Here is a 25,890-nt window from a genome sequence, read left to right as displayed (position 1 = left end):
TAACTTAGTTATTTTAAAGTCTGTTTGAATTGGGCGAGGGTGGTTAATAAAAGCTCCATCTTCTTAACTATTGGCGGTAAGGCTTGGTTTATAGTTTCTTGCTCAGCCTCTGCCAAAGGGGCTATTTCACCAGCCAGTTCTTCTACATAAGGCCCAAAACGTTTATCCCGCGTGCTAAAACCAGAACCTTCACTGAAAATGGCTTCAAACTTGCCTTTTCCTTTCGCTTGCAAGGCTTGTAGGGCGGCGTCAGCATCAACCGACTTGCGATAAATTACCCGTAAATTCTCGTTTAACATCTCTATTATTTTATTCATGAAACTCCTTTAACTGCCGATATTTTCGAGGTGGGCAATTGTGCCTGCATTTAGTTTTTGCTACAAGCAAATATAGAAAAAGGAAGCGCTATGGATATCCAAGGTGCATCTGGCGTTGCTCATACGCTGATGGTGAAGTCTGCCCAAATGGCAAACAATCAGCAAAAGCAAGAAGGGCAAGCAGTGTTACAACTGCTGGAATCGGCACAGGCGGTTGCTGCGCCAAGTAATGCTAGTGTAGGTGGTTTGTTAAACACTTATGCCTAGCAATTACGGTTCGAGTCCTAAGTCTATTGGTGTCTTACCGGGTTGTCCTGGCAGTTCTTGAACTAGCTTGGGCACTAAAAAGCCCGGTAAGCGCTTTATACATTCTGCCAAAATGGCTTTTGCTTGCGCTTTACTCACATCGAAATGCGATGCTCCTTTTACTGGATCAAACATGTGTAAGTAGTAGGGCAAAATATCAGCATCAAACAAGGCTTCACTCAAGTCACAGATACTATCCGCATGATCATTCACACCTTTTAATAATACAGATTGATTTAATAAGCTTACTCCGGCTCGGCTAAGCGCTTGTGTTTTGCGTTTTAAATGTTCGCCTATTTCGTTTTTATGGTTAACATGTAAGACCATAATCGGTTTTATTCGTAGCGTAGACAAACCCACTAACAAATCGTCACTAACTCTTGCGGGAATCACAACTGGCAAGCGTGTATGTATGCGTAGACGCTTTACATGCGGTATTTCATCTACTTGTTTGGCTAACCTTAAAATTTGTTGATCATTAGCCATCAGGGGATCACCGCCAGAAAAGATTACTTCGTTTATGCGAGTGTCTTGTTTGACATAGTTAAGTGCCTCTTGGTATTGCGCCTGACCTAGATGATGCTCTTGGTAAGGAAAGTGTCTGCGAAAGCAATAGCGACAATTTACCGCGCAACCGCCTCTTACAATCAATAGTATGCGGCTTTGATATTTATGAATTAGACCTGGCGTGCTGGCACCCTGCTCTTGCAGTGGGTCGATTACAAACCCAGGGCGGTCAATAAATTCTGCGTTTTGAGGGACGACTTGTTGAAGTAATGGATCATGCCAATTTCCCTTTTGCATAAGCGCGGCAAAGGGCTTTGGAACGCGCATAGGAAAAAGTGTGCGTGCTTGTTCATGAGACGCTAGTTTGTCGCTCGGGTTCAGCACTTGCGTTAGTAGAACTTTATTACTTGCGTTAAGGTGTTCTATATCAAGACCACTGGGGATAGAACAAGGATTTATTTCTAAATAATCGAGTAGTGATTGCAATGTTGTAAACGAATTAGCTAATTCTTTTTGCCAATGAGTCTCTACAGCAGGCGTTTTTTTAGGTATTATCAGCATGTTTTTATTATTGACCCAATGAATCAGAGGATTGAATGGCTAATTTCAGCACAAACGAATTTAAAGCTGGCCTTAAAATAATGCTAGATGGCGAGCCTTGCAACATTTTAGAAAACGAGTACGTAAAGCCAGGCAAAGGCCAGGCCTTCAACCGCACTAAAATTCGCAAGCTTGTTTCAGGGAAAACCCTTGAAAAAACGTGGCGTTCTGGCGAAACCGTTGAAGGTGCAGACGTCATTGATACTGAGCTGGCGTATCTATATACCGATGGTGAGTTTTGGCATTTCATGAATAACGAAACCTTCGAACAAATTGCAGCAGATGAAAAAGCAGTAGGTGAGAACGTAAAATGGCTTGTTGAAAACGATATCTGTACCTTAACTTTGTTTAATGGTAGCCCAATTGTGGTCACGCCGCCAAACTTTGTTGAAATAGAAATTGTCGAAACCGACCCTGGCCTTAAAGGCGATACCGCAGGAACTGGCGGTAAACCAGCAACCTTAGCGACAGGGGCTGTGGTTCGTGTACCATTGTTTGTGCAAACAGGCGAAGTGGTAAAAGTTGATACTCGTAGTGGCGAGTATGCCTCACGTGCTCAAAAATAAAGCGATTATCTCGCGAGCCGTTTATAACGGCTGCATCACCTTAAAAGTATGAGCGCTTTGTGGCAACCCACCGCAAGTATTGAAGTGCTGCACCAACGTGCAGCACTTATTGCACGTATCAGGGACTTTTTCCGAGAGCGTAATATACTCGAGGTAGAAACACCGTGTTTGTCAGCAAATACGATTACAGACCCTTATTTGCTTGCCTTGCATACGCTACATACGCCCCCAGGCAGTAACAACGCTCGCAAATTATTTCTCCAAACCTCTCCTGAGTACGCAATGAAACGCTTACTTGCTGCTGGCAGTGGCGATATATTTCAACTATGTAAATCCTTTCGTGACGATGAAGTCGGGCGTTTGCATAATCCTGAATTTACTATGCTTGAGTGGTATCGCCTTGGTTTTTCAATGCAAGCATTGATAGACGAAACCAAAGCACTTTTAATGTCTGTGCTGCAGGTTGAAAAGGTTGAACAAGCGTCATATGTAGAGTTGTTTGAAAAATATCTTGGTATTAATCCACTTACTATCACCCTTAAAGCTCTAATCGATACGTGCAAAAGCCAAGACCTTGGTGATTATGTCAGTTCACTGCAATCGAATATTCACGAAACTGACGCTCTGCAAAGCGATATATTGCTAAAAGATAGCTTACTTCAGGTTTTATTCAGTCTTTCAATAGAAGTGAATATTGGTCAAGCTTATCCCATCGTTGTTACCCATTTCCCAGCTAGCCAAGCTTCATTAGCAAGCCTAAGCGGTGACGGTAAAACAGCAAATCGCTTTGAGCTTTACTATCGACAAATTGAATTAGCTAACGGCTTTGAAGAGTTAAGTGACGCTGATGAGCAGCGAAAACGTTTTGAACAAGACAATAAAAAACGTCAGGCCTTAGGTTTGCCCAGTCAAAAAATAGACATGCATTTTATGGCAGCCTTAGATGCAGGACTGCCAGATTGTTCGGGCATTGCACTGGGCATTGATCGCCTCCTTATGCTGGCCCTGAATAAAAACAAGATTGAAGATGTAATGAGTTTTAGTCACCGTAATTGTTAAGATACCTGTCATTATGAGGACCTTTTGAAAAAATACAGCCTCATTAAATTTAGACTTGAGTAGAAGTAAATCGCGCTGAAACAAAATTATCTCATTGATATGCGCTATTAACCGATAAATTAGGGTAAAATAGAAACCGCCTGTTGATCTTTGCTGTATGATTTTACACAGGCCCTAATGTATTGAAAACTGTATGAAATTATCTTTATTTTCGGAGTTATAATGGAACATAAAAACGTCAGCTCTCGCTCTACGTCGCAAAAAGCATTGCGCCTAAATCTTGATGATAAAAAATACGGCACTATCGTTGAAATCGGTGCAGGCCAAGAGGTTGCTCGTCAATTTTTTCTAGCAGGAGCTGCGGCGGGTACCATCGCTAAAACCATGTCTGCCTATGACATGAAATTCTCAGACGCGATTTATGGCGTTCAAAATGACGGTCGCTACGTCAGTAAAGCGCGCGTTAAAGCCATGATGGAGCAAGAGCTTGATTTGGTCGTTGAACGCGTTAGTGACGTACGTTCAAAATCTTCACGTTATTTCGCTTATGCTGCAACAGTCGCTGCAAAAAGCTTTAATCGACAAAATGAATGCCATGCGTGGTGCGGTATTCGTGTTCAAATGTATCCTGGCGCTGAGCCATCAAATATTAAAGTCCACGTGCGTATGCGCGACGACAACGCTGAAGCCCAGCAGCAAGCCCTTGGGATACTGGGTGTTAACCTGATTTACGCGGCTTATTACTATTTTGAAAACCCAAAGATGATGATTGATTCTTTGACCGACAACATTAAGCCCGACAGAATTGAAATTGATTCAATAGAATTTATTGGGCCGTATTTTGAAGATTTAGACAACCGTGCGATTAACCTTCATCTTATTAGAAGTTGGAAAACACGGGCTATCATGTTTAGACCTGATGGCAGCATTTGTGTTCCGGCAGAAATGCTCTATAAGAAAAACGTGATAACCATCAGGGGCTCCTTTAGGCCGGTGACTAATCTAAACGTTGACATGATTGAGCAAGGTAAAAAAGCCTTTTTTGATCAGGCTGGAATAAATGAAGAAAATACCGTCGCCATTGCCGAGATATCGTTGAATGATGCTCGCGGTAACGACAACCATGTGCCTGAAGAAGACTTAGTCCAGCGAGTGCAATTATTAAACTCACTGGGCTACAACGTCATGATTTCGGACTATACGCGTTATTTCTCGTTGCGTGCTTATTTCCGTCAGTACACCAAAATGAAAATTGGTATAGTGGTGGGTATGATTAATCTTAAGCAAATCTTTGATGAAGATTCATATCGTGGGGTTGAAGGCGGTATTTTAGAAGGTTTCGGTAAATTATTCGCCGACGATACGCGAATGTTCATTTATCCTGAGCTTAACAATGAAGGCGAACTGCGCGACATCAGCAACTTAAAAGTGACAGAGCACTTGCGCTTTTTGTACCGACACCTTCTTGAAAATGATTTTTTACAGGGCTTGGATACAAGCGACAAAGCATTATTAGAAATTTACTCCAGAGATGTCCTTAAACAGCTCAAAGCTGGAAGAGGAAAGTGGGAGAAAGCGGTGCCTAAATTGGTTGCTGAGCATATCGTTGAGCATGGCTTCTTTGGATTTAAGAAGCCTCGTAAATAAGTAGCAAACATCGTTTAAGCGATACGCACTTCACAATACGTTGAAAAGGTCTTTGAGCATGTTCAAAGACCTTTTTTAATGCCTTAGTGTTTAAGGTTTGGGATTGCGTAATACCATTAAGCGAATTTCAGTCATATCCTCAATCGCGTAGCGAATCCCTTCTCGGCCCAAACCTGATTCTTTGACTCCACCATAGGGCATATTATCTACTCGCCAGCTAGGTACATCGCCAATAACTACGCCGCCTACTTCTAGTTGGTCCCAGGCTTGATGGGCCTTGTAGATGTCGCGCGTGAAAATGCCAGCTTGCAGGCCAAATTGGCTGTTATCAACTTCCTTCAAGGCTTCATCAAAGTCAGTAAAACGGCTAATCACCGATACTGGGCCAAAGGCTTCTTCACTGTTTACATCGCATTCATTGGGTACGTCTTCCAAAATAGTGGCTTGTAACATTGCACCATCACGTTTACCACCGCATAACAATGTAGCGCCTTTTTCTATGGCTTGATTTACCCACGATTCGAGTCGCTTAGCTTCAGACTCCGCAATCATTGGACCAATAAAGGTGTCTTCATCTAGGGGATCGCCATGCACTAAGTTACTGACTTTATCAACATAGGCCTTTTTAAATTCATCATATACGTCGCTATGAACAATGACGCGTTGCACACTGATGCAGCTTTGGCCGCTTTGATAGTAGGCTCCAAACACGATTCGCTCGACTGCATCGGTGATGTCAGTGTCGTGATCTACAACGCAGGCAGCATTACCACCAAGTTCCAAAATTACTGGTTTTTTACCTGCTTTCGCTTTTAATGCCCAACCTACATCAGGTGAGCCGGTGAAACTTAGGAGCTTAAAGCGCTCGTCGGTAGTAAATAAATCGGCACCGTCACGGCTACAAGGCAAAATTGAAAACGCGCCCTCAGGTAAATCCGTTTCGGCCAGCACTTCTCCCATAATTATCGCGCCAAGCGGAGTACGACTCGCCGGTTTTAATACAAATGCACAGCCTGCAGCGATTGCAGGAGCTACTTTGTGAGCGGCCAAATTCAGTGGGAAGTTAAATGGCGATATAAACGAACAAGGGCCAATAGGGACACGTTTGGTCATACCCGAATAACCGCGCGCACGCTCAGTTATTTCTAATTCAAGTACTTCGCCGCCAATACGTACGGCTTCTTCTGCAGCTATTTTGAAGGTATCGATTAAGCGCGTCACTTCACCGCGTGCATCTTTAATGGGTTTGCCTGCTTCTATGCACAGAGCATAGGCTAATTCATCAAAACGTTCTTTAAAACGTGTTACGCAGTGTTCAAGTATCTGTTGGCGTTTATATGCAGGCATTTTATTTAGTGCAGGTTGCGCTGCTTCGGCCGCCGCTATTGCTTTATCAATGATATCTGCATCGGCAAGTGCAACTTTGGTCGCGACTTCTTGCGAAAATTTATTCGTCACTTCTAAATCGGTATTCGCAAACACCGCTTTGTTGGCAAGAAAATAAGGGTATTTTATGGCTAACTTCATGGTTTCTCCTTTTTGTTTTCTTCAGTGCAAACTAATTATAGTTGACTGCTGAGTTTACGAATTGTTTTATTTAGCGTTTCATCATTTAGGCTGTAGTCCACCGGAACATCAATAAGATGCACGGCAGGCTCGGCTAAACATTTTTCTATTTGTCCTTGAAGCTGCTCTGCTGCATCAACTCGCCAACCTTTGCCGCCGTAGCTTTCAACGTACTTCACAAAATCGGGGTTGCCGTAATCAAGGCCATAATTGTCAAAGCCCATGTTGCTTTGCTTCCACTTAATCATGCCATATGCATCATCGCGCAAGATAATAATGACAATATGCAATTTCAAACGCACCGCGGTCTCTACTTCTTGGCTATTCATCATAAAGCCACCATCACCACATACTGTAACGACAGGGCGATCTGGATAGACGATTTTTGCTGCCATCGCTGAAGGTAGACCTGCGCCCATAGTCGCAAGGGCATTGTCTAGTAAAAGCGTATTACGCATAGCGGCAGGGTAATTACGGGCGAACCAAATTTTGTACACACCGTTATCTAGGGTAACAATTCCATCTTTGGGCATAGCAGAGCGGACTGCTTTTACCATGCGCTCGGGTAATATAGGAAAACGATCATCGTTTTGGGCTTCGTCTCTGTGTTTTATGTACGCGTCGTGCACATCACTATAAAAGTCTAGTTCCCATTTACATTTTGCATCTATTGCTTCTTTAATTTGCCAAATACTATTGGCTATGTCACCAACAACCTCAAGTTGTGGAAAGTAGACTGGGTCGACCGCAGCGGTCTCAAAATTGATATGGATGACTTGTTGTCCGTTTGCTTCCATAAAGAAGGGTGGCTTTTCAACCACGTCATGACCAACGTTAATAATAAGATCGGCACGCGAGATGACGCGGTGTACAAAGTCACCTGACGATAGTGCTGTGTTGCCCATGAATTTTACATCGGTTTCGTCAAGTACCCCTTTACCCATTTGGGTAGTAATAAAAGGAATGCCGGTTTTATCGACAAATTCACGCAGCATCTTTGAGGTCAGTTTTCGGTTGGCACCTGCACCAATCACTAATACAGGAGATTTAGCTTCCTCTATCATCGTCACGGCGGCTTTAATTGCTTTATATTCGGCAATCGGCCTGCGCACCATGCTGGGTTTGAGTATGGGGACCGAGGTATGCTCGTCAGCGATATCTTCAGGCAGCTCAATATGCACAGCGCCAGGGCGTTCTTCACTGGCTAGTCTAAATGCTTCACGCACCACTGATGGAATGCGGTCACCACTAACGACTTGGGTAGTATATTTGGTAATAGGGCGCATCATATCTACAACATCAATGACCTGAAAACGACCTTGTTTACTGGTTTTTATTGGTTTTTGGCCGGTAATCATTAACATTGGCATCGCGCCAAGTTGTGCATAGGCGGCTGGGGTCACTAAGTTAGTAGCCCCCGGTCCTAAGGTAGATAAACACACACCTACTTTACCCGTTAAGCGACCATAAGTTGCCGCCATAAATCCTGCGCCCTGCTCGTGACGTGTGAGGACTAGCTTAATGTTTGATTTGCGCAAAGACTCCAGTAAGTCTAGGTTTTCTTCACCTGGAATACCAAAAATGTACTCAACCCCTTCGGCTTCAAGTGCTTTGACCATAAGATCTGATGCTTTCATTCTTTTCCTCTTATTTTGTTGTTGCTGGATTAAGGGTAAATGTCGTTAGTGCAGTTGCCACTGTGCTTGTCCTAGGGGCATGTTTTTATTACGCTGCACTCGTAGATTGTCGATAGGGTAAATGATGCTTTGCCTCGATTTTGCTAATGTGCTTAACTTAACACAAACAATTATTGACTACACTTTTTCGGGCAAAGACGATAGCGTTAGCAATGGAAAGAGAGAAACGTCCTTTTTATGGTTGCAAAAAATTTTATTGTTCACACAAAAATAGCACTGCTAACCAAGCATGATAAACAAAATATACTTTCACCTATCTTGCAATCAGCGTTTACTACATCACTGATTCATACTGACAAATTTGATACCGATAGTCTAGGTACCTTCGACAATAAGATATTACGAGAAGTTTCAGCCGTAAATAGCGCTATAAGAAAAGCGTATTTGGCTTGTGAATTAACGGGCTTAGAGCAAGGCCTAGGCAGTGAAGGTAGCTTTAATTCAGTGATGGGTTTGGGAGTGCTTGACGAGGAATTTATTGCCTTTGTCGATACCAAACAGCATATAGAGATTATTGCTAGTGCTAAACAAGGAGTACCCTTAGGCGCAATAGAAGCGCGAACGCGTGAAGAACTTGCATCAGAATTTGCGCGTTACCAAGGTGGCCAAGAACTTGATATTGAGCAATCTAGTCAAAAATGGATGCTCAAACAAGATCAACAGTGGGTTAAAGGCTTAAGTCCAGAAGACGTGATCGCAAATGCCAAACAATTTCCAGTGTATTTAGAACCCGATTTTAGGGCAATGCATTGTCCTTGGCGACAAAACGTAATTAAAGTAGCCGCGCATGACTTAGTTCTTAGATTAAAGGCGTTATGTCCACAATGTGCTTCGCCTGATTTTGTGGCTAAAATGAAAGCCGAGAACATAAGCTATTTAGCTTGCGAACTATGTGGCCAAGCAACAAATCGCATCAGCGAGGCGAGTTGTACTTGCGATTTTTGTGGCTATGCGGAACCACCGACAACGAGCCCTAAATCAGCCAGCGCTTTTTATTGTGGTTTTTGTAACCCTTAGCATCAAAGCAAGGCCCTATTTATCGGGTTTCTGTGCCATAACTGAGCTAGCCCCTTCTTGATTTAAATTTACCGCGCGAATTGGATAGGGAATCACAATTCCTTCTTTCGCGTAGCGTTGATGTAAGGCTTTGATAAAAGCAGAACGAATAAAAAAACGGTTAAAATATTCATGAGCTCTTAGCATGACTGTTAAGTTGATACTGGAATCGCCAAAACCAGTATAAATCACAAAGGTTTCATAGTCTTCAACCCCCCATTTGTGGCTATGTAGTATTTCCTTAGCAACCTCCAAGGTAACGCGTTCAACGTGGTCAAGGTCAGAGTCATAATGCACACCAACATCTACAGGCACAGAGAGTTGTTTTTCTGGATAGTAATAGTTTATTACCTTCGATTGCGCTAACAGACTGTTTGGCATAATGATAATATTATTAGGTAGCATTTTTATCCAAGTAGAGCGCCAACCAATTTTCTCGACAAAACCTTGCTCACCAGAATCTAATTCAATGAAATCACCTACGCGAATAGGCTTATCCGCAAGCATTTGAATACCTGAAAAAAAGTTTTCTAAGGTGGGTTGTAGCGCCAATGCTACAGCAAGTGAACCTATCCCTAATGACGCAATAATTGGCGTTACAGAAATCCCCAACGTGCTCAGTATTACCAACAGGCCTATGATATATACCGTGATCCGCAGTATACCTCGTAGCAAAATACGACTCGAGCGCATAGAACGGCTGTCACGAGTGCAATACTCAAGAGTACCACGCGCAAAACTGTCGACGAAAAGCAAGATAGCCACGATTAAAACAATTTGACTTAATAGGTGTAATTGCTCAGACCAGACCTCAGAAAGACTGTCGTAAATCAACATATATTGGCGTGAAACCAAGAGGCTAAAAGCGAGTAGCAGTATAGTAAATGGCCGTTGAGACGCCTTCAGCGAAAGCTCACCCCAAGAGAAGGCTTTACGTCGAAACAATGCTTGTAAATACATAAAAAGCATTCGTTTAATAAACCACAAAGGAGTAAATGTACTAAAAAATACTAAGATGCCTACAAGCGATAAGGGTGCATGATTATCTAGCCAATTTGTTAAATCGTGGAGAAACGCCATTGATGCTCCTTGCGCTAACACTTAGTGCGTTTTGAAAAGCCTTACGAGGTCTTATGCATCATTTAAACCATGATTTAACTTGTTGAAAAATATATAAAAATTTTAAATAACAGTGGGGCTTGCACCACTTAAGGTGCAAGTCTACTTTAGCAAGGTGCAATCAATGAATTGTGGGCAAGTTTGCAAACGCAGTATATTTACAAGGTCTACTTTGCTAAAGGAATAAGAGAAGGGGCTTATAAATTAATCGAAAGTAGGCTCAGGTAAGATAGTCGCGCGCTTTAGAATCACATTTTCTACAGGAGTGTCAGGAAAACCGATTTGTGGATTAACGTGGGTTTCAACAGCGGCCATCGCATCGAGTACTTCTTGCCCTTCAACTACCATGCCAAAAACGGTGTAGCCCCAATTGCGACCTGGGTCAAGATTGTCGTTGTCACTGATGTTGAAAAAGAACTGGCGCTTAGCCGAATGAGGGTCGTTCATGCGCGCCATGGCAATGCTATAGGCTTCGTTTTTTAGACCATTGCCTGACTCGTTAATAATCTTGTAGTTTGATTTGCGCTCGGTGAAATCAGGTGTATATGCACCCCCTTGTACTATGTAATCAGCAATTATGCGGTGAAAAAGAGTGTTGTCATATTCTTTTTCTTTTACATAAGTCAAAAAATTATTGCTGGTGATAGGTGCTTTACTGCGGCTTAACTCTATGACGATATCCCCCATCGAGGTTTCGAATTTAACTCGCGGATAATAGTTGTCTTTTTGAATTGCTTCGCCTATCGGACTATTCATTTTAGGCTTTTCGAGCGTCTGTGCACTGGCAATAAATGAAAGGCATAAAAGTATAAAAAGGGACAGCAAACGTAAAGGGGTCATATAAAAATCCTTCGATGAAACGAAACAATATAATGAGGTTATGATAGCAACTAGCGCTGACATTTACAGCTATTGCTGTTTTATCGCGCTCAATACAACAAACTTTTTGTCACTCGCGACAACCGCACAGCCGCCAAAAAGTTTACTTAATTTGGCGCGATGATCAAGATGGCGATTACCCACAATTCTAAGCTCACCACCGGGTTTCAGTATTTTTTTAGCATCTACAAACATTTGCCAAGCAATATCATCGATTACCGCGCTTTGTTGATGAAAAGGCGGATTGCAAATCACATAATCTGCGCCTTGACGAGTTTCACTCGATGCTAGGTTTTCAATTAGTTCTTCTAAACAGTGCCCAACGATAAAACGAGCATTGTTTTTGTTTTGTTCACTTACTTCACTGTTTGCTAAGGTGGCTTTTGCTGAAGCGATGGCCATGTACGATTCGTCTACGAAGATGAGTTTTGGTGACTTGTGCTTATGTGCGAGCAGTATGCTCGTACCTAAAATGCCATTCCCACAGCCTAGATCCACAACAACTTGATTTTCTTTCGTGATTTTTGGCAGTACTTTGAGCATGTAGCGTGCGCCAATGTCGACTTGTTCTCGGCAAAACACGTTGGGATAATTGTAGAGTGTAAATGGTATTTCACTGTCGTTTACCCTTAGCACACATTCATCGGGTGATGCCGTATGAGAGTTTAGATTTTGGCCGCCCATATCTGCAAAAATTAGGCGCGCTTTTTTGCGTGCCAATGATGTTTTTGTGTTGCGTGCCCGCGTGTCAAAGCTTTTCATCACTGACGAGGTAACTAACTTAACCATTGCGCCGCCAACAAATATGGGCTGTGATCCTGTGTTTTGTTTAGCATCAACAATAGTACTAAGCGTGAGTAGTAAATAATCTAAATACGCAATCGTGCGAGGCACTTTTAACAAAATTAAATCAATAGGTGCTTTATTTTGGCCATCACTAAGCATCATGATGCTTTGTATACTGACATTGTTTTTATCTAAATTACTGCCTTTAAGATTTTGAATGATCCCGCGCTTCGCCATGTAAGAATCTGTGTATACCGTTATTGCTGCCTGAGGCGCGAGCTTCGCCATCGCGCAAGTAAGGGCACCAAAACTATCATTGATGATAACAATATGGCCAAGCTCATTTAGGCTGATGTTTTCTGCTACATGATCAATTATATACTCATCTGCGGCATCCCAAGCACGTAGAGATTTGTCAAACTGATTGGCGGGAAAACGTTTTAACGAAAACTGCTGGTGTTGAATGTGTAATTGCGTGTTATTCATAGTGGATGACGTCGGTCTTTTCAAATAGGTAGTTAAGGTATTTTGCTGTACATTGATATTTTAACAGGCTACAAGCAAAGGGGCATGCTTATTAACGCGAGCATGATAACATAGTACAATTATGCCCGCGCACTATCGGTGGGCTTATAGTTCTTGGCACTAAATAGCAGTAAATCTTCAAACAATAAGACGCAGCAATTAAAATGACTGAACAAAGTAGTTTGCTAGGCAACAACAGTAAATCTGAAAACGAGCTTGACCAAGAAGCGTTTTTTGTCTTGCCGATGGAAAATGCGCAGGTTGAGTACTATCCAAACTGGTTAACGCATAAGCATGCAAAGCACCTTTTTGATTATTTTGTTGAGCAACTTCAATGGCAGCAACCCAGCATAACACTTTATGGCCAACAAAGGCTTATTCCGCGATTGCAAGCATGGTATGGCGATCCCGACAGCCAATATGAGTATTCGAAGCTGTTAATGCAACCTTTGCCATGGGATAGTCGACTATTAAAACTAAAACAAGCCTGTGAGCAAAAATGTAATAGCCGTTTCAATTCAGTCCTCGCGAATTACTATAGACATGGCAACGATAGTATGGGAATGCATGCTGACAATGAACCAGAACTTGGCAAGCAACCAGTGATTGCATCGGTAAGTTTTGGTCAAACTCGTCGTTTTACGTTTAAGCATTTACATAGTAAAGAGACATATAAAATCGGTCTTGAACATGGTTCATTACTGGTCATGAAAGGGGATACTCAGGAATATTGGCATCATGGTATAAATAAAAGTAAAACACAAACCGGTCCGCGGCTAAATTTTACGTTTAGACTGGTGTCTCCAAAATAGCAGTAGCGCCCCAAACCGATTATTATTACTAACAGAATAAGGCTTCATCAGTGAATACAGAATCAATAATTTTAGATAAACTAAACGCCCATTTTTCGCCTGAATATCTTGAGGTGGTAAACGAGAGTAACATGCATAATGTGCCGGCTAACTCTGAAACTCATTTCAAAGTGACTATGGTGAGTGAAGCCTTCGCACAGAAACGCCTTATTCAGCGTCATCGCATGGTAAATCAGCTCTTAAGTGCAGAGTTGGCTGGCCCCGTGCATGCTCTGGCACTACATACCTACACAAATGAAGAGTGGGGAAAAAAGCAAGGCACAGCGCCTGATTCGCCCAATTGTATGGGTGGGTCGAGCAAATAGAGTGGGTAGTTTGTTAGATAAGGATTCTTAATATGCAATTAACAAACTGTTAAAAGAATTATGTGTTTGTATCTGCTACACTGCGCGGCTATTTTTGATGGTAAGTTTTAACACAGGCCAATGTTTAGCATTGGTACATAAACGGGTAAAACATGTTTAATAATTTTAATGGTGCACAAGGCAATGTCAAAAACGACGTATTGTCGGGTGTAACAGTGGCGTTTGCATTGGTACCTGAGGCTGTTGCTTTTGCTTTTGTTGCCGGTGTAGCACCAATGATAGGGCTATACGCAGCCTTTATGATGGGCTTTATTACGGCGGCAATTGGCGGTCGTCCAGGAATGATTTCAGGGGCGACGGGTGCGATGGCTGTGGTAATGGTCTCGTTAGTAAGTACCAATGGGGTTGAGTATTTATTCGCTGCGGTTGTGTTAGCAGGATTGATACAAATTACTTTTGGTATTTTTAAACTCGGGAAGTTTATTCGCCTTGTACCCTATCCGGTTATGTTAGGCTTTGTAAACGGCCTAGCCATAGTTATATTTTTAGCGCAACTTGGACAATTTAAAGTTTTAGGTAGCGATGGTGAATGGGGCTGGATGAGCGGAACGACGCTTTATACTATGGTTGGCTTAATCGCACTTACCATGGCGATTATCTATATTTTACCCAAGTTAACGAAAGCGGTTCCAGCCGCATTAGTCGCGATTATTATTGTGACCTTGCTGGTGACCTTTGTTGATGGCATTGATGCGCGCACGGTAATTGATTACGTGCGTGACAATTTACCTATAGAAGAACGTGCTTCTGCGTCACTCGCAGGTGAATTACCAAGCTTTGCGATCCCCATGGTCCCGTTTACCCTGGAAACGCTTTACATCATCTTGCCGGTTAGTATTATTTTAGCCTTAGTAGGATTAATTGAATCACTCTTGACCTTAACCCTTATTGATGAAATGACCGATACCCGCGGTAAAGGAAACCTAGAGTGCGTAGGTCAAGGTGTTGCTAACTCGGTTAACGGCTTTTTTGGTGGTATGGGCGGTTGTGCCATGATTGGTCAGAGTATGATCAACATTAACTCTGGTGGACGTGGCAGATTGTCAGGCATCACCGCTGCTCTAGTCTTGCTTGCTTTCATTTTATTCGCTGCGCCTCTTATCGAGATGATTCCTCTTGCGGCGCTGGTCGGCGTTATGTTTGTGGTGGTGATAGGTACCTTTGAATGGGCTTCCTTTAGAATTATTCGAGGTGTCAATAAAGAAGATGCCTTTGTTTTATTCCTAGTGACCGGTGTCACCGTCGCTGCAGATTTAGCGGTCGCGGTTGTTGTAGGGGTTATTGTTTCGGCGCTTGTCTTTGCTTGGAAGCACGCCACGCATATTTTAGCGCGCTCGCATACTGATGCCGACGGCTGGAAAGTCTATGAACTTGAAGGACCATTGTTTTTCGGTTCGGTTTCACACTTTAAAGACTTGTTTGACACCGCAAATGACCCACAGGACGTGGTTATCGACTTTAACGATTCGCGCATTTGGGACTCTTCTGGTATCGATGCGCTTGATAACCTAGCCGATAAGTATCAAGAGAAAGGGAAAACATTACACATCCGTCACATTAGTCCTGAATGCAGAATATTGCTGCGTAAAGCGAATCGTTACGTAGAAATTAACGTTAATGAAGACCCTAGATATAAGGTAGCAAGTGACAAGTTAGGTGGTTTGTAAAACTACTGATTAATTGTTGTGGAAAGCCGCTATTTGCTTTATTGCTGATAGCGGTTTTTTTGTAAGCAATCAAGTTCAGTCTAAAAATGCAGAATCATTTGCTTGTGTTGAAGTCTCTGAATTTCTAGTTTATTCTCAGCCTTGGTTATTTTCGTATTTAGCATTAAACAAGGATGATTATGCGTCTTATCTTATTTTTTAGTTTTGTCTTTTTTGCGCTTTCTTCGGGTTTCACGCAGGCTTCAGGCCTAAGTGCAGAAGTGTATGGCAAACTTCCCTCAAAAAGCATGGTGGTCATTTCACCTTCTGGCAAGTTTATAGCCTATCGCGATGTTTCTGGCGGTAATGATGCTGCGGTGGTCATTGACCTTGCTGATAGCAGCATTATATCGGCGATAGATATTTCTTCAGTTAAACCAAGCCACATGTATTTTATTGATGATGAGCGCCTTATTTTTGTGGCTTCGGAACACAAAAAGATCTATGGATTTAAAGGTAAGCACAATATCAGTGTGGCGATGGCTTGTAACATTAAAAAGAAAAAGATCCATCAGCTACTTATTCCCGGTGACGGTATTTACAAAGGCCAATCTTCAGTTGGGCGTATTATAGGTGTATCGAAAGATCACAAATATGCCTATATGCCAGCCTTTGAGAATCCTGGCCAATTTAATTTATATCGCGTTAAACTCGACAAAAAGTCTAGCCCACGAATTGCGCAAAAAGGCACAAGCGACACTATTGATTTTTTTGTTGATGATGACGGCGAAGTTATCGCGCGGGAGCGTTTTGATAACCGACAGAATCTTCATAGAGTTGAAGCAAAAATTGACGATGAATGGAAAGAAATTTATCGTGAAGAGACTGAAATTATGACGCGCTCATTTAGTGGCGTGACCCCAGATAGAACTAAGCTGGTCATGTTAAGCCAAGATGAAAGCCATGGGAGAACTGCTTACTACACTATGGCACTCGCTGATGGCGCCATTGAAGGTCCCATTTTTAGTCGTGACGACAAAGATGTTGAGCGCGTGCTTTCGGATCTCAATCGCGTTGTGTATGGGGTGAGATATTCTGGTTTCAGGCCAAGTTATGATTTTTTTGAACCAAAACTTAACGCACGCATGAGGGGCTTAAAAAAAGCTCTACCAGACAATAACTTGATTATTACTGATTACACGCCAGATTGGAGTCAAATCGTATTTTACATGAACGGTTTGCAAAGCTCTGGCGACTATATTCTATATAAGGATGCCGCCTTAAGTCTCTTATCGGCGGCCCGTCCAGAGATCCCTCGCGAAGCCGTGCATGATGTCATTGAATATAGCTACAACGCGCGTGATGGTATGAACATCCCAACATTATTAACGGTCCCCTTAGGTAAAGAACAAAAAGATTTACCAGCAATTATGATGCCCCATGGTGGGCCGCAATCATATGATAAACAGTCATTTCATTATCGAGCGCAATATTTTGCAAGCCAGGGCTATTTAGTCATTCAGCCCCAGTTTAGAGGCTCAGATGGTTTTGGGGTTGATCACCTAGTAGCCGGAAGAGGTGAATGGGGCCGTAAAATGCAAGATGACCTTACCGATGCAGTCAATAGCCTTGGCCAAGAGGGCATAATAGATAAAGACCGCGTTTGCATTGTTGGCGGCAGTTATGGTGGCTATGCGGCCTTAGCTGGTGCAGCATTTACGCCTGATGTGTATAAATGCGTAGTGTCTATAAACGGCGTATCTGATGTCGAAAAAATGTTAAAAGATGAGAAGAGCGAGCACGGAAGCGATCACTGGGTAGTCGCATACTGGGAAGGGATAATTGCTGATGGCGACGTTGACAAAGACCATCTTGCACAAATTTCTCCCATTAATTATGTCAAAAATATCAAAGCGCCTGTCCTGCTGATTCATGGGGAAAACGACAAAATCGTGCCCATAGATCAGTCAGAGGACATGTTCGATGAAATGAAAGATGCGGGCCTTGATGCTAAGTTTATTGAGCTTAACAATGGTGATCATTACTTAAGTACAGCAAAGAATCGGATGGATGCGATGTTAGCCATTGACGCCTTTGTGAAGAAACATATTTGATAGCCTTTACAGGTTTGTGTCACATTTGCGTTCTTTGCCGTCATATTTCCATTCTGCTCCGTCGAGTTTGCGTTCTACGCCGTCATATTTCAATTCTGCGCCGTCGAGTTTGCGTTCTGTGCCGTCATATTTGCTCTCTACGCCGTCATATTTGCGAAGGCAAATATCTCCTAAAACATCCTCGAGTATTATACGCGTAGAGGTTTGTCGTTAGGAGGTTCTTGCCTTCGCAAGAATGACGCGGGGGCGTGGCAAGAATGACGCGGCGGAGTGGCAAGAATGACGCGGCGGAGTGGCAAGAATGACGGGGGCTTTGTAAGAAAATCCTTGAATTATTTATTTGGGGTATAATTTCACTACACCACTTTTTCCTTGCCAATCGCCTATAATCCATATTTGTTCGAAGGGGTGGTTGCTTGTTAATTTTATTTGCTTGCAATGTTCACGGATGTCGTCAGCCTGCCACGCTGGATGCGCATTGCGAATAACAAGCCAAGGATGCGCGCTGTCATAATGTTTGTGTGCCTTGCTAGACAAAATTCGATTTAAGGCTTTTACCAGACGTTGCTGGATGCTGGTGGACTGCTCAAGGTGCTGCAGGTCATCGAGCGTTCGTTGCTCAAGCGGTTTACCTAGTATTTGCATTGCTTCTGCTTGTGAACCATATAAGTGAGCGATTTCTAAATCGACCTGACGGCCATTAAGTAAGCAGCTTGCATCGGGTTTTGAAGGACTGTTAAGGTGTAAAAAGGACATTTTTTGTTGAAATTGTCGAGTATACCAATCGCAGAATATTCTGCTTGCTTGCTCTTCTAATAGATTTTTTTCTTGGTCAATTTTGTCCATACGACGCTATTTGTTGCTCTGTATTTCGCTGTAATTGCTTTTTTTTAGTGACGTTGAGAATAGACGACATCGCTTGTCTATTCAACCACAGTCGCTACTTTACACTGGGGCTTTAGGAAGTTGTGCTCACTATTTTCATATTTGCGGACTTTACTGTTATATTGTCATCCGACGCCGTTATACTTGCATCCTTTACAGATATGTTTGCATTCTGTGTCGTTATATTTGCATACACAGCCGTCATATTTGCATACACTACCGTCACATTTGCATACACTACCGTCATATTTGCATACACTACCGTCATATTTGCGAAGGCAAATATCTCCTAAAACTTCCTCGAATATAATACACGTAGAGGTTTATCGGTAGGAGGTTCTTGCCTTCGCAAGAATGACGACGGGAGTGGTAATAATGACGCGGGGGCTTTGAGGGTGTGACGCGCAAGCTTAGCTATAAAACTTAATTGGTAGCATATTTTATGGATCTTATTTTCTTTGATTTAGACGGTACTTTGTTAAATGAGTCGTCTGAAATATCTAGTTTCACGAAAGAGACGCTTGCGCTGTTGCGCGAGAAAGATATTGCCTACACTGTAGCTACCGGTCGCACAATGTTGTCAGCCCAACAAATTCTCAATGGGCATGATTTTGACTTGCCTCAAATTTATAATAATGGGGTGACGGTTTGGGATCCTAAAGCTGAACAACTTACCCTTGAAAATTTATTAAATAACGAGGAAGCGAAAATAATAATCGATTGTGCACTGGCGCGGGGTATTACGCCCTTTGTAAACACGATTGGCACACAAAAGGAAACGAGCCAATTTCAACAAAACAAAGGCCATCACTTCATTTTCCATACCCGCCCGCAACATGAAGTCGAAAAAGAGCTTATCCAAAAATACTTTGCGCGTGGCGATGCCAAATTATTGCCATTGGTTGGTCTACCTACCGATAGCCAAGTGACTAATATCAGCATGATCGGCGCGTCACAGCCCATTCGCGAAATGTGGCAAGAACTCAATGCCCATCCTAACTTGATTGCCTATTCAGGCGCGGCCTTAGAAGGGCAGCAATTTATGTGGATGGACGTACATCATTGCCGAGCAAATAAGGGTAGTGCAGTCAGTAATTTAAGAGACAAGTTAGGGGCGAAAAACGTAATCTGTTTTGGCGATGGTGATAACGACTTAAGTATGTTTGCGTTGGCCAACGAAAGCTATGCACCAGACAATGCTCATCATAGTGTAAAAAAAGTGGCTAGCGCAGTCATCGGGCATAATCATAAAGACGGAATCGCCCACTTTTTACGTGAACGATTCTCTCTTTAAGTGTGCAAGCCAACGCTTATTTCGCGTTGAAATCTATTACCGCTTGTTTTGGGCTGCGGTCTGAGCGGTAAAGGCCCCAGTTCTTTTCGGCAATGCCACTGGGTTTGTCTTCACCGCCTTTCCACTTTTCATCAAAGGCTTCAAAATAAAAAGACGTAATTTTGTCTTCCTGTAACCATTGATAGTATTCAGCAAAGAAGATTGATTGGCTCTGTTCATTAGCTGGTGCAATAATTAAACGCTCATCACCATTACTGCTAATAGAGCTTGTCGCCCAGCCTGATTCACCAAGGGCGATTTGCTTAGTAGGGTGAATGGCACTAATGTCATGGTAGACGTCTTTGGTCCAACTTACTGCATTTTCAAGGCTTTGTGAGTTCCACATAGCGTAGGCGTGAAGCACGATGAAATCGAGCTCTTGAGATACCGGTTTGCTCCATGGCTTATTCCAAAAGTTGTAGTCGTCGGCGAGTGTAATGGGCAAGTTAGTCGCTTCACGTACTTTATTAACCCACGCTAAATACATTGGTATTTGCGCAACTTCAAACTTATGCCATGACCAATCGACAAAAATCTCATTGCCCAAATTAATTGCCACCACAATGTCTTTATATTCATTTGCCAAACGGATGACTTCATTAATTTGTTTTTCGTTCTCTTGCATCGGCTCTTTACCCGACAACCATGCACCTTGCATGACTTTTACCGGAAGATTGTGTTTGCGAATAGTTTTGAGTACTTGTTCGCTGGCAGGATCGGCGCCATACATGCGCAGAAGATTAAACTGAAGTTTGCCTGATTCGGTAAGTATTTTCATGTCTTCTAAAATATCAGCTTCGGCGCTTACGCTATCTTTATGTGGGCTCTCGCCATCTCGATAGCTCCCGTATGAAATACCTAAACCAATCCATTTGTCGTCAATCATCGGGTTAAACACACTAGCCTTACTTTTTTTGTCTTGCGGCACTGAATTATTGCATGACTGTAGGCCTAACATTGCAACCACAATCAATAATCCTAAGTATATTTTTTTCATAGAAAAAACCTCTGGTTAAAGTCGCTACGTTTAGAGTTCGCCGCGACGTTCCTCTAATTGCTTTTTAATAGCGCGAGCTTTGTCTTCGTCTAGATCGTAATTCCACATTATCCATATTGCGATGGCAGCGGTACTTGCAGGAATGACAATATCTGCGATGCGCAGGTTGGTCATTGTTTCAACGGTTTGTGAACTTAAACTAGGGTCAAAACCAACAACTTTTAGTACGACTCCACCCAACACAAGCGCTAGTGCTTGTCCAAGCTTAACCATTAACCAGTATATTGCCCCAAAAGTACCTTCACGCCGAGGCATACCATTTTTCAGCTCATCTTGGTCACACACATCTGCTGTCATACTAAGCATTAGGGTAAATAGTCCGCCAATACCAAATGACATTAGGGGAATAGGCATAAACAACATCCACGGATTTTGCGGATTGAATCCGTACCATTTCAAGCAGTATCCAATAATCGAGATCAATGTTGATATAATAAAAGCGTTTCGCTTACCCCATTTATTGGCCATCCATGTGACAATCGGAAGTACCATAAATGCAGTAGCAAGCGCACTTACCGTAGAAAACCATGCAGGCCAATGTCCGGTTAAGCCATAGTCACCATTAAACATATGAAACACAATAATAAAATAAGCAAATGAGGCGACCAATTGAAAGCCATTGAAGATCAGAAAGGTTGCGCCGCATAGTTTTACGAACTCAACGTTTTTAAATGCTTCGACTATGCCTTGACCCACGCTTTTTAGATTACTTGCGAGGGTTGCGAATGAAATTTCTTTGGTATTTTCAATATGGGAGCTGTCGATTCCTTTGCAAAATAAGCCTGGCATAATGCCCAGGACAATGCATATACCAGCAACATATAATGATAGTTCGCTAACGCCTTCAGCTTGGGTTGCAAACAAGTTTGGATTGGCGATGAGCACCCAAAACCAAGGAACAATCATCCACGCTATTTGCCCCATAAATTGTGAGAATGCCATTAAACGGGTGCGTTCATTGTAGTCAGACGTGATTTCATATCCTAGCCCTACAAAAGGGGTAGCAAACATCGTATTACCAACAGTAAAGGCCAGTGACAATAGTAGGAAATACCAAAAATTAAATTGTGCCGAAGCTTCAGGATCCATTTGCCATAAGAGTGCAAATAATACACCGCTTAAAATAGCACCTATTACAATATAAGGGCGTCTACGGCCCCATTTACTGCGCGTATTATCGGTAATAAAACCCATAATAGGGTCGGTAATGGCATCAAATAAGCGTGGAATACCTGCAAGTATACCAGCGAGAAGAGGGTCCATTCCAAAGCCTGTGATAAGGAAAAAAGCAAATATACTTAAAGCGGCAGGTAGCAAATTCAGCACTAGCGTGCCGGTGCCATAGGCTGTTTTCTGAGAAAAAGGCACTTTGTCTTTTGGTGGTGTTTTAAAATGTGACATTGTTTGTTTGTCTACCTGTATTGAATGACTTTATTTATCTAGCCGATGTAAATAATAACCTACTAATTGTAAAATGGATGTTAACTTGAACTTTGTATCATTTTTCAGAGTTTAATGAAGTATTTATGAGATGGTTGCGGTAAAAAATGCGGTGACTTGCCCGCCTCACTTCTTAATGAAAAAAGGATGTATAAGAAATACACTAATCTTAAGCCACAACGAGATTTACATTTGCGTTGCTCATCATTTGTTCCAAAATCTTTATTCAACAAATCCTTTTTATGTTGTAAGCCCTATTTAATTCCCCACCAACTTGAGCTTGATATTTTTTAATTGCTATTAGTCAGATTGTGGAGGTGCTATATTCTAAAAGTATTATGAAAAATTAAAACAACAGGTCGTTTATTAACGCACAAGAGTGAGTATTCATGGAACAGAACAAGTACGAAAAAATGAGCGATGAGCAATTGCTAGAAGAAAAAAACAAAATAAAAACCAATAAGATATTCATCGCATTAGTTATTGGTTTGTCTTTTGGCGTATTTGTCTATGCTGCTGTGAAAAATGGGATGAGTTTCTTTACTTTTCTTCCTTTGCTGTTCGCTTATTTTGCAATGAAATCGCAAGAAAAATTAAATGCTTTAGAGGCCGTATTGAATAAACGAGGCTTGGAGTAATACAAAAACATACAACGCCATCCACCGGAAACAACGCTACTTTATCAATTGCTTGAGCTGACTGCCCGCAAATGCGACGGTGACGCAGTTTAACATATCTTTTCATCATGCTTGCCTAGTCCCTGTTTTTGCAAGCACTTTGCCGTTAACCACTGGGCAATTTCTTTAACAGGTTTGGGTTTGCATATCCAATAGCCCTGAAGCCCATCGCAGCCCAATTCTTTGAGTATTTTGTGCGTTTCGGCATCTTCCACTCCTTCCGCAATAACACTATATTTTAGGCGGTGAGCCAAATCGATCATTGCCTGCACAATAAGCTGCGAATTTTGACCCTTGGTAATTCCAATAATTAAAGAACGATCTAACTTGATTTCAGAGGCTGGCAGTTGTTGTAGATATGACAAAGAGGAGTATCCAGCACCAAAATCATCAATCGAGATTTTTAGGCCAAGAGAAGCAAGTTGCTTTAAGGCATGCAAACTGACTTCGGGCTCAACCATGGCTGCTGTTTCGGTTAGTTCAAGAAATATTTTGCTTGGGTCTATCTGGTAGCGGTTTAAAATAGACTCAATCTCGTCTTTTAGACTTTCACTTAATAAATCTTTTGCTGAGATGTTAATCGATAAACTGCCTGTGTATCCCTCATTGCGTAAGGAGCTAAAGTCATTCATTGCGCGTTCTATAACCCATAATGTGAGAGCTTTGATAACGCCAGTTTGTTCAGCTAACAGCACGAACTCGGCGGGCGATACAAATCCTCGTTTAGGGTGTTGCCATCTAATTAATGCCTCTACACCAATAACGCTATTATTTTTTAAATCGACCTTAGGTTGGTAATGCAGTTCTGGCTCATTATTCCTCAACGCTTCTTTTAAATCAGACATGAGCGTTAAGCGACTTTCACTGTATATATCAAAAATATTGTCGTAAAACACCACTTGGTCGTAAGCATGTTCAGAGCTCTCCATAGCGACTAATGCGTTGCGAATAAGTTGGGAAATGTTTTGGCCATGTTCCGGATAAAGCGCGCAACCAACACGTGGGATTAACTCTATGGATAAAGAGCCCATTTCTATCGGTAGCATTAGTCTTTGAATGAAGGATTTATATTCACTCATGTTACGCTTAAATATCTTCTGATGAAGTAAAATCCCGAAAGTATCACTGGAAAGTTGAAAGGCTGCATCAGTCCCTCCCGATTTATTGGGCACAGTAACCACGCCTGGCATCTGGGCAATAGTCGGATTTATACGGTTTGCGATTTCTTTAACAATACGCTCTGCGCTTAACAAGCCAAGCGTACGAGTAATTTCGTTCAAGCGCGTAACTCTTGCCACGCATATTGCGAGGCCTCGCTCAGGATGCTCATTAATCATTTTGTTAGCGAGCCATTCAAAGCGATTTCTATTTGCTAACTTGGTAATAGGATCTCGCATCATCGTTTCAGTTAATTTATCTTGAATCGCAAGCCTTTGTTGCTCTTTTTGAATACTCACGCCTTGTGCGATAATCTTTAGCTCTCGTTCACGATATAAGCGGTCAGCTAAGGCTAATGTTAAAATTAAGGCTTCTAATCCCGAGCCAATCTGCATTGCATACTCGGTAAAAAAGTTATTAGCTAAAATGCCTGATGAGCGCCCGGCAGTTGCAGCAAAGCCAATGGTTAGTGGAAGCCAAGCAACAGTAAAGAAAATGCCCGCTCGCTTATTTGATTTTATTGATATAGGACCGGCAAGGAACAATACGACAAACAGCACAACGGCCGAAACTGCAGACAATTGTACGGCCGTGTTGTAGTCCAAAGCGACAGCAGCAAGTAAGTTGATATATTCGAAATAGATCATGCCACGAATGGCTATGTCTAACTTCGGGCTATACTGTTTAGTTTGCAGAAATTCACGCGCAAACAGTAAAGAAAAAAGCGCAAGAAATGGCATTGAAGATAGAAACAACTGTGTATTAAATGCTGCAAAATCAGGGAAAAAGAGCTGATGGGCATAACCCCTTGATGTTGCAAAGAAAACCAAATACCCGCTAGTTGCTAACGAATAAAATAAATATAGCTTTTCTTGTAAAGTAAAAAATATCGCAAGGTTTATCAGCATTATTACAACCAAAAAACCATAATAGAAAAAGTGAATTTTTTGCTCTTTCGCGGCATGTTCAAAAAAGCGGTTCTCTTGCCATAATTTAACCGGCAATATTACCGAACCTTCAGTTTGCACCCGCAAGTAGAGTTGCACTTCTTCATTTGCTTGCAATTGAAGTCGATGTAACATATTTGGGTGGTCAATTTCACGAGGATAGAAAGCTTTGCTATCACCAGTGCTGGACGAATGTGCAAAAGCATTGTTTTTGATAGTATAAAAAGTAACGTCATCTAGCAGAGGATAACCAATTTCAACAACCATATTCTGCGTTGTTGCTTGAGTGTTTTTTACTTGAAACCGCACCCAAAACTGGGCTTGGCTGAAACCAAAAGACGACTCACGTTCTTGAATGTTTTGCCACCGATTATTAGGAACATTTACAATACTCTCAAAGGTGTGACTGTTTTCAGTATCTTTGTAGTATTCAAATTCGAGCTTGGGATCAAAAGGCGCGTCAACATCGACAACATTTATAGGAATACTCGCAATAGCCATACCCGTAAAACAAAATATTAGCAGTAGCGGGCACAAAGTGCTCAATGAACTAAGTCTGGTTATAATTTTACCCATGAACCTGTTTATCCTTAGATGCACAAACAAAGCTTTTATGTGTATTTATGTTGTCAAATGTTCAAATTAAGCATATACACTTTCTTATTACTATACAAACATAGCTTATATTGTTGATATCGTTTTTGGACCGTATCTTGTCATTAGATACAAGCAGCGCCTTGAAATGTGCTCAACTACATTGCCCCGA

General features: G+C 42.1%; 22 protein-coding genes. 11 read left to right on the top strand and 11 right to left on the bottom strand.

Features of this window, described 5'->3' with window-relative positions:
- Positions 1-8 precede the first annotated feature (8 nt).
- Complete coding sequence (locus AC0L6H_RS21145) at positions 9-317, bottom strand: hypothetical protein (RefSeq protein WP_473391382.1); 309 nt, start codon at positions 315-317, stop codon at positions 9-11.
- Between the two features lie 90 nt (positions 318-407).
- Between AC0L6H_RS21145 and AC0L6H_RS21140 the strand changes: the two genes are divergently transcribed.
- Positions 408-584, top strand: a complete 177-nt coding sequence (locus AC0L6H_RS21140; protein WP_473391381.1) for a hypothetical protein — start codon at positions 408-410, stop codon at positions 582-584.
- A 3-nt stretch (positions 585-587) separates the two neighbouring features.
- Here AC0L6H_RS21140 and epmB read toward each other — a convergent pair whose 3' ends face one another.
- On the bottom strand, positions 588-1,691 hold the full coding sequence (gene epmB / locus AC0L6H_RS21135) for an EF-P beta-lysylation protein EpmB (protein ID WP_473391380.1): 1,104 nt from the start codon (positions 1,689-1,691) through the stop codon (positions 588-590).
- A gap of 35 nt (positions 1,692-1,726) precedes the next feature.
- On the opposite strand from epmB, the gene efp reads away from it, so the two are divergent.
- The 3 genes from efp to AC0L6H_RS21120 all read left to right on the top strand — a co-directional run bounded on the left by efp (position 1,727) and on the right by AC0L6H_RS21120 (position 5,002).
- A complete protein-coding gene (gene efp / locus AC0L6H_RS21130; protein WP_473391378.1) occupies positions 1,727-2,296 on the top strand; it encodes an elongation factor P in 570 nt (189 codons plus the stop codon).
- A 48-nt stretch (positions 2,297-2,344) separates the two neighbouring features.
- Positions 2,345-3,355 carry an elongation factor P--(R)-beta-lysine ligase gene (epmA, locus tag AC0L6H_RS21125; RefSeq protein ID WP_473391377.1) on the top strand — a complete coding sequence of 337 codons (1,011 nt, stop codon included), beginning with the start codon at positions 2,345-2,347 and terminating at the stop codon, positions 3,353-3,355.
- Positions 3,356-3,577: 222 nt separating this feature from the next.
- Positions 3,578-5,002, top strand: a complete 1,425-nt coding sequence (locus AC0L6H_RS21120; protein WP_473391376.1) for a TonB-dependent receptor — start codon at positions 3,578-3,580, stop codon at positions 5,000-5,002.
- 90 nt (positions 5,003-5,092) lie between these two features.
- Here the strand turns inward: AC0L6H_RS21120 and AC0L6H_RS21115 are convergent, their stop codons facing one another.
- Both AC0L6H_RS21115 and AC0L6H_RS21110 read right to left on the bottom strand, forming a co-directional pair.
- Complete coding sequence (locus AC0L6H_RS21115) at positions 5,093-6,529, bottom strand: aldehyde dehydrogenase family protein (protein ID WP_473391374.1); 1,437 nt, start codon at positions 6,527-6,529, stop codon at positions 5,093-5,095.
- Positions 6,530-6,564: 35 nt separating this feature from the next.
- Positions 6,565-8,205: an acetolactate synthase large subunit gene (locus AC0L6H_RS21110; RefSeq protein WP_473391373.1), complete on the bottom strand. Its 1,641-nt coding sequence runs from the start codon at positions 8,203-8,205 to the stop codon at positions 6,565-6,567.
- 237 nt (positions 8,206-8,442) lie between these two features.
- Between AC0L6H_RS21110 and AC0L6H_RS21105 the strand changes: the two genes are divergently transcribed.
- Positions 8,443-9,282: a DUF6671 family protein gene (locus AC0L6H_RS21105; protein WP_473391371.1), complete on the top strand. Its 840-nt coding sequence runs from the start codon at positions 8,443-8,445 to the stop codon at positions 9,280-9,282.
- A gap of 15 nt (positions 9,283-9,297) precedes the next feature.
- Here the strand turns inward: AC0L6H_RS21105 and AC0L6H_RS21100 are convergent, their stop codons facing one another.
- From AC0L6H_RS21100 to AC0L6H_RS21090, 3 genes are all read right to left on the bottom strand, one after another.
- On the bottom strand, positions 9,298-10,401 hold the full coding sequence (locus AC0L6H_RS21100; RefSeq protein ID WP_473391370.1) for a mechanosensitive ion channel family protein: 1,104 nt from the start codon (positions 10,399-10,401) through the stop codon (positions 9,298-9,300).
- Positions 10,402-10,644: 243 nt separating this feature from the next.
- A complete protein-coding gene (locus tag AC0L6H_RS21095) occupies positions 10,645-11,280 on the bottom strand; it encodes a peptidylprolyl isomerase (RefSeq protein ID WP_473391369.1) in 636 nt (211 codons plus the stop codon).
- 69 nt (positions 11,281-11,349) lie between these two features.
- Entirely contained in the window at positions 11,350-12,591 is a 1,242-nt protein-coding gene (locus tag AC0L6H_RS21090; RefSeq protein ID WP_473391367.1) for a methyltransferase, read from the bottom strand.
- A gap of 203 nt (positions 12,592-12,794) precedes the next feature.
- Between AC0L6H_RS21090 and AC0L6H_RS21085 the strand changes: the two genes are divergently transcribed.
- The 4 genes from AC0L6H_RS21085 (at position 12,795) to AC0L6H_RS21070 (ending at position 17,627) form a co-directional block, all read left to right on the top strand.
- Complete coding sequence (locus AC0L6H_RS21085) at positions 12,795-13,442, top strand: alpha-ketoglutarate-dependent dioxygenase AlkB family protein (protein WP_473391366.1); 648 nt, start codon at positions 12,795-12,797, stop codon at positions 13,440-13,442.
- Positions 13,443-13,492: 50 nt separating this feature from the next.
- Entirely contained in the window at positions 13,493-13,807 is a 315-nt protein-coding gene (locus tag AC0L6H_RS21080) for a BolA family protein (RefSeq protein ID WP_473391365.1), read from the top strand.
- A 152-nt stretch (positions 13,808-13,959) separates the two neighbouring features.
- A complete protein-coding gene (locus tag AC0L6H_RS21075) occupies positions 13,960-15,534 on the top strand; it encodes a SulP family inorganic anion transporter (protein ID WP_473391363.1) in 1,575 nt (524 codons plus the stop codon).
- 179 nt (positions 15,535-15,713) lie between these two features.
- Positions 15,714-17,627: an alpha/beta hydrolase family protein gene (locus tag AC0L6H_RS21070; protein WP_473391362.1), complete on the top strand. Its 1,914-nt coding sequence runs from the start codon at positions 15,714-15,716 to the stop codon at positions 17,625-17,627.
- Positions 17,628-17,963: 336 nt separating this feature from the next.
- On the opposite strand, the gene AC0L6H_RS21065 is transcribed toward AC0L6H_RS21070, so the two are convergent.
- The gene (locus tag AC0L6H_RS21065; RefSeq protein ID WP_473391361.1) at positions 17,964-18,473 is read right to left on the bottom strand and encodes a hypothetical protein; all 510 of its coding nucleotides are present in this window, start codon (positions 18,471-18,473) and stop codon (positions 17,964-17,966) included.
- A gap of 481 nt (positions 18,474-18,954) precedes the next feature.
- On the opposite strand from AC0L6H_RS21065, the gene AC0L6H_RS21060 reads away from it, so the two are divergent.
- On the top strand, positions 18,955-19,806 hold the full coding sequence (locus AC0L6H_RS21060) for an HAD family hydrolase (protein WP_473391360.1): 852 nt from the start codon (positions 18,955-18,957) through the stop codon (positions 19,804-19,806).
- A gap of 16 nt (positions 19,807-19,822) precedes the next feature.
- Here the strand turns inward: AC0L6H_RS21060 and AC0L6H_RS21055 are convergent, their stop codons facing one another.
- Together AC0L6H_RS21055 and AC0L6H_RS21050 are read right to left on the bottom strand one after the other, a co-directional pair.
- Complete coding sequence (locus tag AC0L6H_RS21055; protein ID WP_473391358.1) at positions 19,823-20,842, bottom strand: glycoside hydrolase family 17 protein; 1,020 nt, start codon at positions 20,840-20,842, stop codon at positions 19,823-19,825.
- A gap of 30 nt (positions 20,843-20,872) precedes the next feature.
- A complete protein-coding gene (locus AC0L6H_RS21050) occupies positions 20,873-22,303 on the bottom strand; it encodes an MFS transporter (protein ID WP_473391357.1) in 1,431 nt (476 codons plus the stop codon).
- A 428-nt stretch (positions 22,304-22,731) separates the two neighbouring features.
- Between AC0L6H_RS21050 and AC0L6H_RS21045 the strand changes: the two genes are divergently transcribed.
- Positions 22,732-22,980 carry a hypothetical protein gene (locus AC0L6H_RS21045; RefSeq protein ID WP_473391356.1) on the top strand — a complete coding sequence of 83 codons (249 nt, stop codon included), beginning with the start codon at positions 22,732-22,734 and terminating at the stop codon, positions 22,978-22,980.
- An 89-nt stretch (positions 22,981-23,069) separates the two neighbouring features.
- On the opposite strand, the gene AC0L6H_RS21040 is transcribed toward AC0L6H_RS21045, so the two are convergent.
- Positions 23,070-25,700 carry an EAL domain-containing protein gene (locus AC0L6H_RS21040; RefSeq protein ID WP_473391354.1) on the bottom strand — a complete coding sequence of 877 codons (2,631 nt, stop codon included), beginning with the start codon at positions 25,698-25,700 and terminating at the stop codon, positions 23,070-23,072.
- Positions 25,701-25,890: the final 190 nt, after the last annotated feature.

The organism is Glaciecola sp. G7-5, assembly GCF_055808975.1.
This window is presented reverse-complemented; position numbering and strand designations above follow the sequence as displayed.

What these genes read in the sequence shown, in the direction of transcription:
- AC0L6H_RS21120 (WP_473391376.1), top strand. Translation starts at nt 3,578, where the DNA reads ATGGAACATAAAAACGTCAGCTCTCGCTCTACGTCGCAAAAAGCATTG.
- AC0L6H_RS21045 (WP_473391356.1), top strand. Translation starts at nt 22,732, where the DNA reads ATGGAACAGAACAAGTACGAAAAAATGAGCGATGAGCAATTGCTAGAA.
- AC0L6H_RS21085 (WP_473391366.1), top strand. Translation starts at nt 12,795, where the DNA reads ATGACTGAACAAAGTAGTTTGCTAGGCAACAACAGTAAATCTGAAAAC.
- efp (WP_473391378.1), top strand. Translation starts at nt 1,727, where the DNA reads ATGGCTAATTTCAGCACAAACGAATTTAAAGCTGGCCTTAAAATAATG.
- AC0L6H_RS21065 (WP_473391361.1), bottom strand. Translation starts at nt 18,473, where the DNA reads ATGGACAAAATTGACCAAGAAAAAAATCTATTAGAAGAGCAAGCAAGC.
- AC0L6H_RS21040 (WP_473391354.1), bottom strand. Translation starts at nt 25,700, where the DNA reads ATGGGTAAAATTATAACCAGACTTAGTTCATTGAGCACTTTGTGCCCG.
- AC0L6H_RS21105 (WP_473391371.1), top strand. Translation starts at nt 8,443, where the DNA reads ATGGTTGCAAAAAATTTTATTGTTCACACAAAAATAGCACTGCTAACC.
- AC0L6H_RS21100 (WP_473391370.1), bottom strand. Translation starts at nt 10,401, where the DNA reads ATGGCGTTTCTCCACGATTTAACAAATTGGCTAGATAATCATGCACCC.
- AC0L6H_RS21070 (WP_473391362.1), top strand. Translation starts at nt 15,714, where the DNA reads ATGCGTCTTATCTTATTTTTTAGTTTTGTCTTTTTTGCGCTTTCTTCG.
- AC0L6H_RS21055 (WP_473391358.1), bottom strand. Translation starts at nt 20,842, where the DNA reads ATGAAAAAAATATACTTAGGATTATTGATTGTGGTTGCAATGTTAGGC.
- AC0L6H_RS21110 (WP_473391373.1), bottom strand. Translation starts at nt 8,205, where the DNA reads ATGAAAGCATCAGATCTTATGGTCAAAGCACTTGAAGCCGAAGGGGTT.
- AC0L6H_RS21140 (WP_473391381.1), top strand. Translation starts at nt 408, where the DNA reads ATGGATATCCAAGGTGCATCTGGCGTTGCTCATACGCTGATGGTGAAG.
- AC0L6H_RS21095 (WP_473391369.1), bottom strand. Translation starts at nt 11,280, where the DNA reads ATGACCCCTTTACGTTTGCTGTCCCTTTTTATACTTTTATGCCTTTCA.
- AC0L6H_RS21145 (WP_473391382.1), bottom strand. Translation starts at nt 317, where the DNA reads ATGAATAAAATAATAGAGATGTTAAACGAGAATTTACGGGTAATTTAT.
- AC0L6H_RS21090 (WP_473391367.1), bottom strand. Translation starts at nt 12,591, where the DNA reads ATGAATAACACGCAATTACACATTCAACACCAGCAGTTTTCGTTAAAA.
- AC0L6H_RS21075 (WP_473391363.1), top strand. Translation starts at nt 13,960, where the DNA reads ATGTTTAATAATTTTAATGGTGCACAAGGCAATGTCAAAAACGACGTA.
- AC0L6H_RS21060 (WP_473391360.1), top strand. Translation starts at nt 18,955, where the DNA reads ATGGATCTTATTTTCTTTGATTTAGACGGTACTTTGTTAAATGAGTCG.
- epmB (WP_473391380.1), bottom strand. Translation starts at nt 1,691, where the DNA reads ATGCTGATAATACCTAAAAAAACGCCTGCTGTAGAGACTCATTGGCAA.
- AC0L6H_RS21115 (WP_473391374.1), bottom strand. Translation starts at nt 6,529, where the DNA reads ATGAAGTTAGCCATAAAATACCCTTATTTTCTTGCCAACAAAGCGGTG.
- AC0L6H_RS21050 (WP_473391357.1), bottom strand. Translation starts at nt 22,303, where the DNA reads ATGTCACATTTTAAAACACCACCAAAAGACAAAGTGCCTTTTTCTCAG.
- epmA (WP_473391377.1), top strand. Translation starts at nt 2,345, where the DNA reads ATGAGCGCTTTGTGGCAACCCACCGCAAGTATTGAAGTGCTGCACCAA.